Source organism: Rhodoplanes sp. Z2-YC6860 (assembly GCF_001579845.1).
GTDB lineage: Bacteria > Pseudomonadota > Alphaproteobacteria > Rhizobiales > Xanthobacteraceae > Z2-YC6860.
Genome location: NZ_CP007440.1, coordinates 3072165 through 3086075, shown reverse-complemented (window position 1 = coordinate 3086075; position 13911 = coordinate 3072165). Strand labels below are relative to the sequence as shown.

The 13911-nt window shown below is 62.3% G+C and carries 12 protein-coding genes; 10 read left to right on the top strand and 2 right to left on the bottom strand.

Features of this window, described 5'->3' with window-relative positions; all coding sequences use genetic code 11:
• Positions 1 to 120 precede the first annotated feature (120 nt).
• Positions 121 to 1398: an amidohydrolase/deacetylase family metallohydrolase gene (locus RHPLAN_RS14355; RefSeq protein WP_068019014.1), complete on the top strand. Its 1278-nt coding sequence runs from the start codon at positions 121 to 123 to the stop codon at positions 1396 to 1398.
• A gap of 182 nt (positions 1399 to 1580) precedes the next feature.
• Positions 1581 to 2573, top strand: a complete 993-nt coding sequence (locus RHPLAN_RS14350) for a Bug family tripartite tricarboxylate transporter substrate binding protein (RefSeq protein ID WP_198164916.1) — start codon at positions 1581 to 1583, stop codon at positions 2571 to 2573.
• 153 nt (positions 2574 to 2726) lie between these two features.
• Here RHPLAN_RS14350 and RHPLAN_RS14345 read toward each other — a convergent pair whose 3' ends face one another.
• Together RHPLAN_RS14345 and RHPLAN_RS14340 are read right to left on the bottom strand one after the other, a co-directional pair.
• Positions 2727 to 4214, bottom strand: a complete 1488-nt coding sequence (locus RHPLAN_RS14345) for a chlorohydrolase family protein (RefSeq protein WP_068019008.1) — start codon at positions 4212 to 4214, stop codon at positions 2727 to 2729.
• Positions 4214 to 5617 carry a UbiD family decarboxylase gene (locus tag RHPLAN_RS14340; RefSeq protein ID WP_068019005.1) on the bottom strand — a complete coding sequence of 468 codons (1404 nt, stop codon included), beginning with the start codon at positions 5615 to 5617 and terminating at the stop codon, positions 4214 to 4216. Before RHPLAN_RS14340 ends, RHPLAN_RS14345 begins: the two co-directional genes overlap by 1 nt.
• A gap of 900 nt (positions 5618 to 6517) precedes the next feature.
• Between RHPLAN_RS14340 and RHPLAN_RS14330 the strand changes: the two genes are divergently transcribed.
• From RHPLAN_RS14330 to RHPLAN_RS14295, 8 genes are all read left to right on the top strand, one after another.
• Positions 6518 to 6850, top strand: a complete 333-nt coding sequence (locus tag RHPLAN_RS14330) for a hypothetical protein (RefSeq protein ID WP_157100261.1) — start codon at positions 6518 to 6520, stop codon at positions 6848 to 6850.
• A gap of 156 nt (positions 6851 to 7006) precedes the next feature.
• Positions 7007 to 8104 carry an ABC transporter substrate-binding protein gene (locus RHPLAN_RS14325; RefSeq protein WP_068018995.1) on the top strand — a complete coding sequence of 366 codons (1098 nt, stop codon included), beginning with the start codon at positions 7007 to 7009 and terminating at the stop codon, positions 8102 to 8104.
• A gap of 28 nt (positions 8105 to 8132) precedes the next feature.
• Positions 8133 to 8900 (top strand): ABC transporter ATP-binding protein, encoded by a 768-nt coding sequence (locus RHPLAN_RS14320; protein ID WP_068018993.1) that lies wholly within the window; start codon positions 8133 to 8135, stop codon positions 8898 to 8900.
• Complete coding sequence (locus RHPLAN_RS14315; protein ID WP_068018990.1) at positions 8890 to 9699, top strand: ABC transporter permease; 810 nt, start codon at positions 8890 to 8892, stop codon at positions 9697 to 9699. The genes RHPLAN_RS14320 and RHPLAN_RS14315 overlap by 11 nt, the downstream gene beginning before the upstream one ends.
• A gap of 5 nt (positions 9700 to 9704) precedes the next feature.
• Positions 9705 to 10508, top strand: coding sequence for an ABC transporter permease (locus RHPLAN_RS14310; RefSeq protein ID WP_068018987.1), 804 nt, complete (start codon positions 9705 to 9707; stop codon positions 10506 to 10508).
• Entirely contained in the window at positions 10505 to 11002 is a 498-nt protein-coding gene (locus tag RHPLAN_RS14305; protein ID WP_068018984.1) for a MarR family winged helix-turn-helix transcriptional regulator, read from the top strand. Before RHPLAN_RS14310 ends, RHPLAN_RS14305 begins: the two co-directional genes overlap by 4 nt.
• Positions 11003 to 11041: 39 nt before the next feature.
• Positions 11042 to 12733, top strand: a complete 1692-nt coding sequence (locus RHPLAN_RS14300; protein ID WP_068018980.1) for a tetratricopeptide repeat protein — start codon at positions 11042 to 11044, stop codon at positions 12731 to 12733.
• On the top strand, positions 12734 to 13864 hold the full coding sequence (locus tag RHPLAN_RS14295) for an FAD-dependent monooxygenase (RefSeq protein WP_068018977.1): 1131 nt from the start codon (positions 12734 to 12736) through the stop codon (positions 13862 to 13864).
• Positions 13865 to 13911 lie beyond the last annotated feature (47 nt).

Sequence of the window (13911 nt, the reverse complement as noted above, 5' to 3'; positions counted from 1 at the left end):
GGAATTCGCATTCGGTGCCTCGCATTCAGGCAATATCTGCTCCGGCAGATGCTCGAAAAGGCCGGACGCCCTCCCCTATAATTCGTCAACCCACCAGCACCGCTGACCCGGAGATCTGCCATGTCCGACAACAAACCCTATGACCTGCTGCTGCGCGGCGGCCATGTCATCGATCCTGCTTCAAGCATCAACGGCGTGATGGACGTCGCGGTGCGCGACGGCAAGATCGCGGCCGTGCAGAAGGACATCCTGCCGACCAGCGCCAAGGAATCCATCGACGTCCGCGGCCGCATCGTCATCCCGGGCATGATCGACACCCACGCGCATGTCTATCGCTATGTCAGCGGCCGCTTCGGCATGGACCCCGATCTGGTCGGCGTGCAATCGGGCGTGACCACCGTGATCGATCAGGGCGGCCCGTCCTGCATGACGCTGCCGGGCTTCCGGGAATTCATCGCCAAGACAGCCAAGACCCGCGTCTACGCTTTCCTGTCGTCCTATCTGGTCGGCGGCCTCGAAGGTCATCTCTATCCGACCCTTTATAGTCCGGACGGCATCAACATCCAGGCGGCTGTCGACGCCGCGAAGTCCAACCTCGATCTGGTGCGCGGCATCAAGGGCCATGCAGAAATCGGCGGCTTCGCGCGCTGGGGCATCAAGGTGCTGCAGATGTCGGCCGAGATCGGACGCAAGACCAACCTGCCGCTTTACGTGCACTTCGGCCAGCTCTGGGGCCTGCCGAAGAGCGGCGCCAACGGCGAGGACGCCGACACGATTCTCGAGCGCGTCATTCCCGAGCTGCGGCCGGGCGACATCCTGGCGCACCCGTTCACGCGGCATCCGGGCGGTTTCGTCAACCGCGAGGGCGAGGTGCACGAGGTGATCAAGGCTGCGCTGGCGCGCGGCTTGAAGGTCGACGTCGGCCACGGCAGCCACTTCTCCTACCGTCTGGCGCGCAAGGCGCTCGATGCCGGGATCGTGCCGGACACACTCGGCGCCGACATGCACGGCTACAACACTCATGTGCCGCCACCGCCCGGCACACCCGCCGAGCATGCTGACGATGAGGCCAATCCGTTCTTCGGTCAGGCCAAGTTCAGCCTCTCCCAGGCCATGAGCTCGATGCTGGCTCTGGGGCTGACACTTGAACAGGTTGTGCCGATGGTGACCACCAATGCAGCAGCGATGATCGGCAAACAGGACGAAATCGGCTCGCTGAAGCCTGGGCTCGACGCCGACGTGTCGGTGCTTGCCGACCAGCGCGGCAAGTTCCTGCTGCGCGACAACGAGAAGAACCAGGTGCTGGCCGAGCGCCTGCTACAGCCGCTGTTCTGCCTGCGCGCAGGCCTGCGCTACGACGCCACCGCCTCGATTCTGCCGGAGGCGATCGCCGCCTGACGCCCGCCACGGATTGGCAACAGCCCGGGCGCGCGAGATGATCGCGCGCCCGTTTCGTTTGGTCATTTCCTTGGCAATGGCGGGACCAAATGTCGCGACGTCCGCCAAGCCCTTGAAACGATAGGATTCTGTCGCGGCAAAGAACTTGCTTCTCGCAACCCCAGAATAGAATGGAGGTTGCCATGAACGTTCTGGGACGGATGCTGCTCGCGCTTGGCTTGCTCGCAGCACCAACCGCGCTCCACGCGCAGGACTGGCCGGATCGGACCATCACGCTGCTCGTGCCTTACGCGCCCGGCGGCTACACCGATCTGGTCGGCCGGCTGACCGCCCGCTACATGGAAAAGACGCTGGGCAAGCCGGTCATCGTCGAGAACCGTGCCGGCGCCGGTGGCATTGTCGGAACCCAGGCGGTCGTCACTTCGGCACCCGACGGTTACACATTCTGCGTTTGCAGCATTGGCGCGATCTCGATCGCGCCTTTTGCGCAAAAGATCCCCTATGACCCAGTGAAGGACCTGGCGCCGGTCGGCATCGTCAGCAGCATCGTGCAGGCGGTCATCGTCAAGAAGGACTTGCCGGTCAAATCGATGGCCGAGCTGGTCGCCTATGCGAAAGCAAACCCCGGCAAGCTGAATTACGGATCGAGCGGTGTTGGCGGTCTGACGCACTATTCGGTGGAGCTGTTCGAGGCCCGCACCGGCACGCACGTGGTGCACATCCCGTTCAAGGGCGGTGCCCCTTCGACGGCAGCCGTGATATCCGGCGATGTCGACTTCTCCTTCGCCAACATGACCGACGCGCTGCCGCAGATCGAAGCTGGCACCGTGCGCGGCATCGGCGTCACCTCGCTCGGGCGCAGCCCCTATTTGCCGGACGTGCCATCGCTGAACGAAACGGTAGCACCGAACTTCCTGGTCGAGACCTGGAATGCCATCATGGCGCCGGCGAAGACGCCCGACGCGATCATCAACAAGCTGTCGGACGTGCTGCTCAAAATGGCTGACGATCCGGAGATCAAGGAACAGATGCGCAAAGCCGGCGCCAACACTGTCAGAACCACACCGGCTCAGTTCCGCGACCAGATTGCGCAGGAAATGGCTCAGTGGAAGCCGATGGTCGCGGAGATCATGGCGAAGGAAGCTGCGAAGGAAAAGGCGCAGGCGGCGAAGTAGCCGCGTCGTGTTCTCGCAGCCAACGTAGCCATCATGTCCCCGGACTGAACAGTTGTCCCAGCCATCTCGCCGAGGCGACACTGTACCTCCCTAAGCGAGATGCGCGGGTCAAGCCCGGGCACGACAGCGGAGTCCAGCGCGAGCGCCCCCAGCTCAATTCTGCTTCGGGAACGAATACGGACTCATCTCGTCCGCAGTGCGGCCATTGGGGTCCCATTCCTGCCAGCGGCTCCAGACCCGCTCGCCTGCAGCCTGAGCCTGCCGGCGAAGCTCGGCGAAATCGATGCCGGGGATATTTCCGTTCTCCATCCGGACGATGCCATCGACGATCACCGTCTCGACATCGTCGCCGATGCCGCAATCGATCAGACTCTTGATCGGATCGCGCACCGGTCCCATGCGCAGCGTGTCGTTGCCGGTGAGTCCGATGATGATGATGTCCGCCTTGGCGCCGGGCGCGAGCCGCCCGATGTCATCGCGGCCGACCGAATGGGCTCCGCCCAGCGTCGCCGCTTCGAACACCTGCGCGGCCGTCGCAGACTTGAGATTGCCGCTCGCGACCTTGCCGAAGTACGACGCATTGCGCATCTGCAGGATCATGTCGCGCGGATAGGTGTCGGTGCCGAGCGCAACGTTGACGCCGGCCTTACGATAGCTCTCCCAGTTATCGAGGAAGCGCCCGCGCCTCGCGACGTTGACCGGACAGTGCGAGATCGAGCAGCGGTGCGAACCCATGATATCGAGATCGTGGGAGTCGGAATAGTTCACCAGCGGATTGTCGCAAGTGAAGTTGCCGTGGCCGACATTAAGCTTGTCCGACATCAGGCCGATCTTCTGCAGCAGCTCGATCGACGTCATCTGGTGCTCACGGATGATGTCGTAGACTTCGTGGATGTTGTAAGCCGCGTGGATCGCGACCGGCAGATTGCGCTCCTGCGCGGCCTCTGCGGCCTTGGTCATCAGCGCCACCGTGCAGGTCTCGATCTCGCGCGGCACCAGAATGCCGCGCACCCGGTCCGCATGCTCGCCCTGATAGCGCTCGATGAACTCGATCGCGAGATCGAACTCACGGTCGCCCGACGCTTCGTTCAAGACGCGGACGAGCTTGCCGCCCTCGCCGCCGACCCAGCGCCCACTGTCGAAACCCGGGCCGAGATAGGCGCGGATGCCGAGTTCGCCGACCACTTCGAGAAGCGCCTGCTGCACGCGAAGCTGGCTGCCGAACTCAACAAATGTGGTGATGCCGTTGCGCAAAAGCTCGGCAATGGTGAAGCGCGCGTTCAGCGTCAGCTCATCGGTCGCCGCATTGTCGTCCGGCCGCACATAGCGCACGTCGCCGCCAACCCGCGTACCCTCGCGCGGCACGCTGATTTCCAGGAACGGCTGACCGAAGTAATCGCCGCGGCCGATGTCGGAAATCAGCCGATGCGAAGCGCGGTGGCCGGAATGCACATGGGTGTCGATGAAGCCCGGCGCGACAAACTTGCCGCTGGCGTCGATTTCCCTGTCGACTTGGCCCTCGAAGCGTTCGCCGACGAAGAGCACCGAATTGCCTTCATAGACAAGCTCCGCATTGCGCCAGAGTGTGTGATGGCCGTTGGCATGACCAACGAGCCAGCCACATTTGATCCGGGTACGCATCAGAGTTTCACGCCGGCACTTTCGAGGAGCTGGCGCGCCCGCGCCCGCTGCTCATCGGAGATGACGAGCCGCTCGGCGAAATCCTGGCCGGACGGCCGTGTCGCATCGATGCCCATCTTGGTGACCGTGAAGGTCTTGGGATCGGAGGTCGGATCGAGAATCGCGCTCTTGCAGTTCGGCACCAACAGCACGTCCTTCTCGGCGCGCACGCGCGTCGCGATCGCCCACATCACGTCGTTCATGCTGTAGATGTCGACGTCCTCGTCGACCACGATGACCTGCTTGGTATAGAGCTCGGTGCCGAAGGTGGCCATCATGGCCATCTGCGGCTCGCCCTCAGCGATCTTCTTCATCGAAACGATCGCCATGAAGGCGCCGCACGTGGTGTGCGGCACATGCACCGCGCGCACATTCGGCAGGTTGCGCTTCAGCGCATTGAGGATTTCGCCCTCGCGGGTGATGCACGACACCAGAATGTGATCCTGCGACATGCCCGAGACGACGCTGTGATAGATCGCATCGCGACGCATGCGGATGCGCTTGGCGACAAAGATGTTCTGCGTGCTGCGATAGGACGCGTAGCCGGTGAACTCGCCGAATGGGCCTTCCGGCTCGTGCACACCCGCAAGAATCTCGCCCTCGATGACGATCTCGGCGCCGGCCGGCACCTCCAGGTCGGCGACGCCACAGCGCGCCAGCCGATAAGGCTCGCCGAACAGCCCCCCGATGATTTCGAACTTCCGCACGCTCTGCGGATAAGCGTAGACCATCGAACCCATATAATGCAGCGGATGCACGCCGATGGTGATCGCAACGGGCAGCGATTGGCCTTTCTCCTCGGCGCGGCGATGGAATTCGTAAAGCCGCCGCCGTGAATGCAGCGACACGCCGAGCCGGTTCTTGTCCTTCAGCATCAGGCGGTGAAAGCCCGTCGTGTCGACACCGGTCACCGGATCGCGCGCCGTGAGCTGGCCGGCAGTGATGTAAGGCGCGGCGTCGACGGTGAACTGCAGCGGTACCGGGAGCTTCCACAGGTCGATGTCATCGCCTTCGATGACGACCTCATCCCAGGCAGCGTTGCTGACAACCTCACAGGGAATGTACTTCTGACAGCGTTCACGGAAAGCTGTCGGCAACTCGGCTGGTTTGACGCCGAGACAAGCGGCCAGGAGTTTACGGTTCCCGGCGATATTGGTAACCACCGGCGTTGAGTGGCCCTTGAACTTTTCGAACATGATCACCGGACTGCGGCCGACTTTGTCGAGCTCGAACAGCATCGCGGTCGACTCGAACTTCGGATCGATTTCCTGCTGGATACGCAGGAATTCGTCGGGATGATCGGATTCCACCATGCGCAGGAAGCCACGCAGGCTCTGGTTGTCGATATTGGCTAGCGCCGTCATGGTGTCTCCAACTTGATCAACGAGCCGATAAAATATGCAATCTACGGGCCATTCACGGGTTTGTGCAGCCGCGCACACCACTGCGCAGCCGCCTATTTGCGGCTGGATCTCAGCGTGTCTCGCCAGCTCACCCTACTTCTTGATATCCTTCCGCGACCGCCGAGCAATGGCAAGATTTCGTCGATACGACGAATGGTCCGCATTGAGCGCTGCTGGCTGGTCTGCCGAGCTCAATCTTGCTCTGCTTCTCCGTTGATGGGACAGCGCTTCGAGGACGCAGCCCATCACCGCACGCGACCTGTGCGGATCGCATGGTCGTATCGGACGCGTGAGCGGCTTCTGATTAACTCACATTGTCATGGCGACATACGGCAGGCAACGCTGTTCCTGCATTTCTTGGGTGACGCCAGCCCCGAGATCCAACGGGATGCAGCCGTCCATTGTGTTGAGGACGAAATAGCGATGCCCACTCCAGACCCTTTTTGCCGAGCGGATGGCGGAGAGGATCAGGTCGTCGTCATCCTGCAGCGGCGGCGCTGCTTGGTCGTTTGTCGCGTCCGGCGGGTCCGACCGACATCCCGATGTTATTCGCAAATGAAGCCAGTTGGCTTTTCAAGCGTCTGAGTTGACTCGATCTCTCTTGAATAGGGCACATCCTGAAATTCAAAGTCTGCATCAATGGTCAGCTTTGATAAATTTCTTCGAACCTCTTGTCAGTTCGAAACTGGAAGGAATCGATACCAGTAAGAACTCGTCACCGGTGGGCTAGCTTCGGACTCGGTCACCGTGCACCCAGCGCGCGGACCGCAAGAGCTGCTGCCGAAGTGCGGTTTTCCACACCGATTTTATTGAAAATCTGCTCCAGATGCCCGGATGGCTGCTCTTTAGAAAGTGCAGCACATGGTCGCGTTTGCACGGCGTCGAGGCGTTAGCGTCACCGAATGGGCTCCGATAAAGGTCCGCGCAGCGCGCCTCATGCAGTCGCTTGGGACACCTCACGACGTCATGATGTTCATTGCACCGGCCGAGCAGTCGTTACTCAACGACGTCTACCTATGCTTGCCTGACAAGGGAATGCTGCAGACGCAATTCCCAGGATTTGTTTTGGTAGACCGGAGCGAATTGCCCGACAATTTGTCGACATTGATCGCGCGCGAGGATGGCTTCGAGAAGCTGTATCCGGACATTTATTCCAAGCGAAGCCGTGGCCGGCGCCGGCGGCGTGAAAAATGATCCGCGACTAATTTTCAATCACGTGCGCAACAAGCGGTCAGGCGTCCGTGACCATAAATTCAGCCGTCATTGGTATCGCCAACAAACCGCAACGCCAACTGGCCCGCTTTTTGCTCAACGTCAGTGTACTTGCATTGCAGCAGTCAGGAGGACGGCATGGGGAAGCATTTCGGGGCGCGGCCGACGCGGCGCGACGTGTTGCGCGGTGCAGCAATCGGAGCGCTGGCAGCCGGTGGTCTGGCTCGGCCGGCCATCGCGCAAACCCGCAATGTGACCTTGACGCTGCCCTGGGTGCCGGAAGGGCCCAATCTCATGACCTTCGTCGCCAAGGCGAACGGCTATTGGTCGAAGGAAAAGCTGAACGTCGATATCGCCAAGGGCACCGGTTCGGTCGGCGCTGCACAAGCCGTCGGCAATGGCCAGTTCCAGTTTGGTGTCTCCGCCGCCACAGCCGGACTGCAACAGGCGGCGCTTGGGCTGCCCATCGCGCAGATTTCCTGCTGCTCCTACGACGCCTTCATGGCGGTCGTCACCATGAGCGACAGCGGCGTGGCGAAACCAAAGGATCTCGAAGGCAAGAAAATAGCCTGCACCGCGAAATCGGGCGACTTTCCTTTCCTTCCGGTGTTTGCGGCGAATGCGGGCGTGGACCTGAGCAAGGTCGAAATTTTGCAGGTCGACCTCAACGTCAGGCAGCGGCTCTTGATTGAAAAGCAGGTGTCGGCGATCTCGGCATTCGCGCCTTCGGTCGTGCCGGGCTATCTCGCCAACGGCTTCTCGCCGAAAATCATGTTGTTCAGCCAATACAACCTCCCGCTCTTTGGCAATTGCCTGTTCACCCAGCAGGCACTGCTGGAGAAGGAGCCCGGGTTCTGCGGCGCGATCGCCGAGGGCCTGAACGAGGCCATCAAATTCGTGCTGCTCAAGCCGGAAGAGTCGCTCGACATCTTCTTCAAGGCCAATCCCGAAATGGCGCTCGCCAAAGGCGCGCGCGAGCTGAACAAATTGGCGCTCGATTTCTTCCGCTATTCCGTGATGCACGATGCGTCGAAGCAGAACGGCATCGGCTACGCGCCGCCGGCCGACTACAAGACTATGATGGACCTCGTGATGAAATACGTGGCGCCCGAGGGCAAGCAGCCCGATCTGGAGAAGGTCGTCTCCAACAAATACGCAGGCGGCGTCAAACTCACCGCCGCGGAGTGGGAGACCGTGAAGGCGTCCTGTTCGGACGTCACCAAGTTGCTGAGCTGAAGAAGCCGGCAGAAGGCCGCTGACACTGATGTCGTTCATCCGCGGCGACGGAGTGCGCAAGGTCTACGACCCCGACGGCAAGGCCGTCGAGGCGCTGCACAACGTCAACTTTCGCGTCGAACAGGGCGAGTTCGTCTCGATCCTGGGTCCGAGCGGGTGCGGCAAGAGCACGCTCCTGATGATCTCCGCGGGTCTGGAAGACATCACCGACGGCGCGCTCACCGTCGCAGGCGAGCCGATGAGCGGCCCGCGCGCCGACGTCGGCATCATGTTTCAGGATCCCACGCTGCTGCCGTGGAAGACCGTCACCGAGAACGTGCTGTTTCCGGCGCGCATCGCCCGGTTGCCGCTCGATCCGCTTCGCGAGCGGGCGAAGACGCTGTTGCGTTCGGTCGGCCTGCAATCCTTCGAGGAGCATCGCCCGCATCAGCTTTCCGGCGGGATGCGGCAACGCGTTTCGATCTGCCGGGCGCTGATCAACGATCCGAGCATCCTGCTGATGGACGAGCCGTTCAGCGCGCTCGATGCCATCACCCGCGACCAGATGAACGTGCTGCTGCTGGATCTCTGGCAGCAGCAGGTGGCGCGGACCGCGCTGTTCATCACCCACAGCATCCGCGAGGCCGTCCTGTTGTCCGACCGGATCCTGGTGATGACCAAGCGCCCCGCCACCATCGTGCAGGATGTCGTCGTGCCGTTTCCAAGGCCGCGCAGTCCGGAACTGGCGGAGACCGCGGAATTCAACCAGTTGTGCGGACGGCTGCGCGGCATGATCGAGGAGAGCCATGTCGGCTGAGGCGGTTGCCAATGCCGGTCTTCGGGCGCCGCCGTGGACCAGCGGCTTGCGGCGCCTCGCCGGCGAGGTCGCGCTGCCGACAGGCTTCATCCTGGCCTGCATCGCGGCGTTCGAAATTCTTGCGCGTGCGTTTGCCATTCCCGAGGTGCTGTTCCCCGCGCCGAGCCGCGTCGCAACCGCCCTCGTCGTCAATGCCCCGACGCTGGGCTACCATGCCGCGCTGACGATCCTGCAAGTGCTGGCCGCGCTCGTGGTGTCGCTGGCTGTCGGCGTCCTGATTGCGGCCGTCTTCACGCTGTCGCGTGTCATCGAGGACATGTTTGCGCCGTTGTTCGTCGTGCTGCAGATCGTCCCGAAGATCGCGCTGGCGCCCTTGTTTGTCGTCTGGTCCGGACCCGGCGTCGTATCGCATCTCACCTTTGCGGTCTGTCTCAGCTTTTTCCCGATCCTGGCCGGCGCCCGCGCCGGTTTCGAAGAGACCAGCGCAGACGCGGTGCGGCTGTGCCATGCGCTGCGCGCGAGCCGCTGGCAGACGCTGTTCCACGTGCAGCTGCCGATGGCGCTGCCCCAGTTGTTTGTGGGCGCCAAGGTCAGCACGACGCTGTGCATCATCGGCGTCGTGCTCGGAGAGTTCGTCTCCGCCCAGGCCGGCATCGGCTGGTACATCGTGCAGGCGGCCGCACTGTCGCAGACCACCAACATCCTCGCCGCGCTCGTCGTGCTGAGCCTGTTCGGCCTCCTGGTCTATGGCCTGGTCGCCGCCGGCGAGATCATGGTCCGGCGCCGGATGTTCGGGTGACGCAAATGCGGAAGCCGTCCAGCAAGGCCCAGCGCATCCTCCTGCCCCTCCTCACCTGCTGCAGCATTGTGCTGCTCTGGCAGCTGTCCGTGAGCAATGGATGGATCAGTTCGCTCAGCCTCGCCGCGCCATGGGAGGCCGTTAAGGTGGCCGTTGCCAGCATCGATGTCATGTGGCCTCACATCATGGCGACCGCCTACGCGACCGTATTGACCTTCGCGCTGTCATCGATCGGCGGCATGCTGCTGGGCGCGCTGCTCATGCACGGACGCATCTTCCGCCTCGCGGTCTATCCAAGCCTGGTCATGTTCCAGTTGCTGCCGAAAATTGCCTTGGCGCCGCTGTTTGTCGTCTGGTTCGGCGTCAACCTGATCTCGCGGCTGTCGTTTGCCGGATTCATTTCGTTCTTTCCGATCGTGCTGGCGACGCTGGCCGGCCTTCGCGCAACGGATCCTCTGGTGCTCAAGCTCTGCAAATCGGTGCGGGCGTCGCCGGCGCAGATCTTCTGGCAAGTGCGGCTGCCTTACGCGGTTCCGCTGATCATGAGCGGGCTCAAGGTCGGGATGACGCTGTCGATCACCGGCGTGATCGTCAGCGAGTTCGTCACGGCCCAGAGCGGGCTCGGCTACATCATCCTGTTTGCTTCTTCGAATCTGCAGATCGACCTGTTGTTCGCGGCGCTCGGATGGGTGTCGCTGATCGGCTTGCTGTCTTACGGAGCGGTGCTGTTGCTGGAGCGTCTCATCCAGTGGCGCCTCGGCGCTCCGATGACCGGCGGCCTTTCACTGCCGGGGGAAGCCGTGCCGTGAAGGCCAAGGGCAAGGCGCACCTGCCGGCTCCGCTGTTTGCCGACACGCCGCTGACGGAACGGGTTGGCTTTCTGATCCGCAGGCTGCACCAGATCCATGTGGCGCTGTTCGTGCAGGAGGCCGCCGAGCTCGACATCACGACGATCCAGTTCACCGCATTGTCGGTGGTCCATCAGCGCGGCGAAATCGACCAGAGCGAGCTTGCCGTGCATGTGGGCATGGATCGGACCAACGTCTCGGACGTGGTGCGCAGGCTTCTGGAGCGCGGCTATATGACGGTCCGCGTCAACCCGGAGCACGGCCGCAGGCGCCTGATCGGGCTCACCGCTGAGGGTATCGCCTTTCTGAAGAAAGCCGACCGCTGCGCGCAACGCGCCCAGGAGCGGACCATTGCGGCGCTGGCCGGACCGGACCGCAAGGTGTTTGCCGCGCTGTTGCGGCATCTCGTGCAGGAGCAGAATTCGCTCGGCCGCTCGCCGCTCCGCTTGAAGTAGGTGTTGCTTTCGTGAAGATGCAGAGACCGGGAACGACACATGGACCGCTTCAACCTCGGCACGCATTCGCTGGCGATCTCGACGACATCGCCGCAGGCGCGGCGCTGGTTCGATCTGGGGCTGAACTGGTGCTTCGGCTTCAACAAGAACGAAGGCATCAAGTGCTTCCGCAAGGCGCTCGAGTTCGATCCCGATTGCGTCATGGCGCATTGGGGAATCGCATTCGGCAGCGGGCCTTTCTACAACCTGACCTGGCGCGAGCATGGCGAGGCAGAGGCGAACGCCGCCACCAGGACCGGCTTCGAGCATATCGAGGCCGCGCGTGCGGCATCAGCCAAGGCCACGGACCTGGAAAACCGGCTGGTGGAGGCGATCGCCCGCAGGATCCAGAAGCCGCATTCGGTCCCTCCCGAGGAGTTCGACCGTTGGGATGACGATTACGCGGCTGAGATGCGCCGCGTCCACCACAGCCATCCGGACGATCACGACGTCATGGCGCTGCTGGTCGAGGCGCTGATCACGCGGACGCCGCGGCGCCTCTGGAACGTCAAGACCGGCAAGCCCGCGCAGAATTCGGACGTGATCGAGGCGCTACGGGTGTGCGACCGCGCCGTCGAACTGGCCGACCGGCAGGGCATCAAGCCGCATCCGGCGATCCTGCACCTGCACATTCATGCCCTTGAGATGTCCAACGAACCCCAACGCGCCATGCGCTCGGCGGATCTGCTCGCCACCATGTGTCCCGATGCCGGCCACCTGAACCACATGCCGGGCCATGTCTACATGCTGTGCGGCGACTATGAAAAGGCGAAGACCGCGAGCGAAAGGGCGCTCGTCGCCGACGACATGTATCTCGCCTACGCTGGTCCCTTGACGTTCTATACTGTCGCCTGCTCACACGACCTTCATCTGATGATGTATACGTGCATGTTCATGGGCCGGTATCGGGACTCGATCGACACCGCAGACAAGATGTGCCGCCTGCTGAGCAAGGACGTCCTCAGCGTCAAGGGCCGTCCCAAATTCGCGATGAGCCTCGAGGGCTACTATTCGATGAAAAGCCATGTGATGGTGCGTTTTGGACGCTGGCAGGAGATCATCGAGGAGCCTCTGCCGGACGATCCCGATCTCTATCTGGTCTCCACGGCGATGCTTCACTACGCCAAGGGCATTGCACACGCCACGCTCAGGCATTTCGAAGAAGCCGACGAGGAGCGCCGGCGCTTTCATCAGAGCCTGCAGCGCATTCCATCCGACCGCAGATTCTTCAACAACGACGCGCATGCCATCCTGGCGGTCGGCGAGAAGATGTTGGAGGGCGAGTTGGAATACCACAAAGGCAACCACGCAGCCGCTTTCGACCATCTGCGAGAAAGCGTGCGCCGCGACGACAATCTCGAATACATCGAGCCGTGGGCCTGGATGCATCCGCCGAGGCATGCGCTGGCGGCGCTGCTGATGGAGCAAGGCCATTTCGACGAGGCCGAACAGGTCTACCGCGACGATCTCGGCTTGAGCGGCCAAATCCAGCGCTGCGCCCAGCATCCCGACAACGTCTGGGCGCTTCATGGATTGGTCGAATGCCTGAAGCGGAAACCCGATCAGGCGGAATTGCCGGCGCTGGAGAGGAAGCTTGCCACGGCACTGGCCGCGGCGGACGTGCCGATTACATCCTCGTGCATGTGCCGCACGACCGTCAGCGATCACCAACCAGCCCACTGCTGCCATTAAATGACACGCTCCTCCCGGATAGCCATCATCGGTGCAGGACTTGGCGGCGCGACTGCAGGCGCGCTCCTGCAACGCGCGGGATTCGAAGTCCGGCTTTACGAGCAGGCGCAGACGTTCGAGCGTATCGGCGCCGGCATTCATGTCTCGGCAAATGTCATGAAAGTGCTTCGCTTGCTTGAGGCCGAAAAGCGGCTCAGCAGCATCGGCATCCACCCGGACACTTTCACCAGCCGCAAGTGGGACACCGGGGAAATCCTGTTCGAGCTGCCACTCGGCTCGTTAGGAGAACGGCAATACGGAGCAAGCTATATCACCGTTCATCGCAGCGACTTGCACGCGGCGATTCTGGAGAAGGTGCTGCCGGACAGTGTCGAGTTCGGCAAAAGACTGGCCGATGTGAAAATCGATCGCGGGATCGCGCAGCTCTCGTTCGCGGACGGCTCCTCCGCGGAGGCGGATATCGTCATCGGAGCCGATGGCGTGAATTCAAGGCTTCGCGAGGCGGTGGTTGGCCCGCGGAAAGCGCGCTTCATTGGAGCGGTCGCGCATCGGGCGATTTATCCTTCGTCGCTGCTCGATGGTTTGGAAGTTCGCAACTGCACCAAGTGGTGGGGGCCGAACAGCCACATCCTAATCTATTTCATCGAGCAATCGCGAAATGAGATCTACCTCGTCACCAGCGCCAAGGGCGAATGGCGTTCACCGGCCTCCTGGGAGTATTGCGATCGTGACGAGGTCTTGCGTGCGTTTGACGGCTTTCACCCCGAGGTTCGCACCGTGATCGAACGGGCGCCACAGCTCACCAAGTGGCCGATCCTCGATGTCGAGCCGCTGGAAAAGTGGACTGAGGGACCGCTGGTTCTGATAGGCGACGCCTGCCACGCGATGACGCCGTACATGGCGTCGGGGGCCGCGATGGCGATCGAGGATGCCGCGGTGCTGGTGCGATGTCTGGTGCAATCCGGTGATCAAGCCACGGCCTTCGGATTGTATGAGGCCACGCGGAAGCCGCGCGTTCGAAAAGTGCAACAAATATCGGCGGAAAACACTTTTCTGCGCCTGCCAACCGACCCGAGCTGGGTTTTCGGTTACGACGCGGCGACGATTCCGCTCGGAGCTTACACGCCGTAGTGGCCGCCGATACTTCGGCTTGGTCTTTGGCGGGATTCCTGTTGACG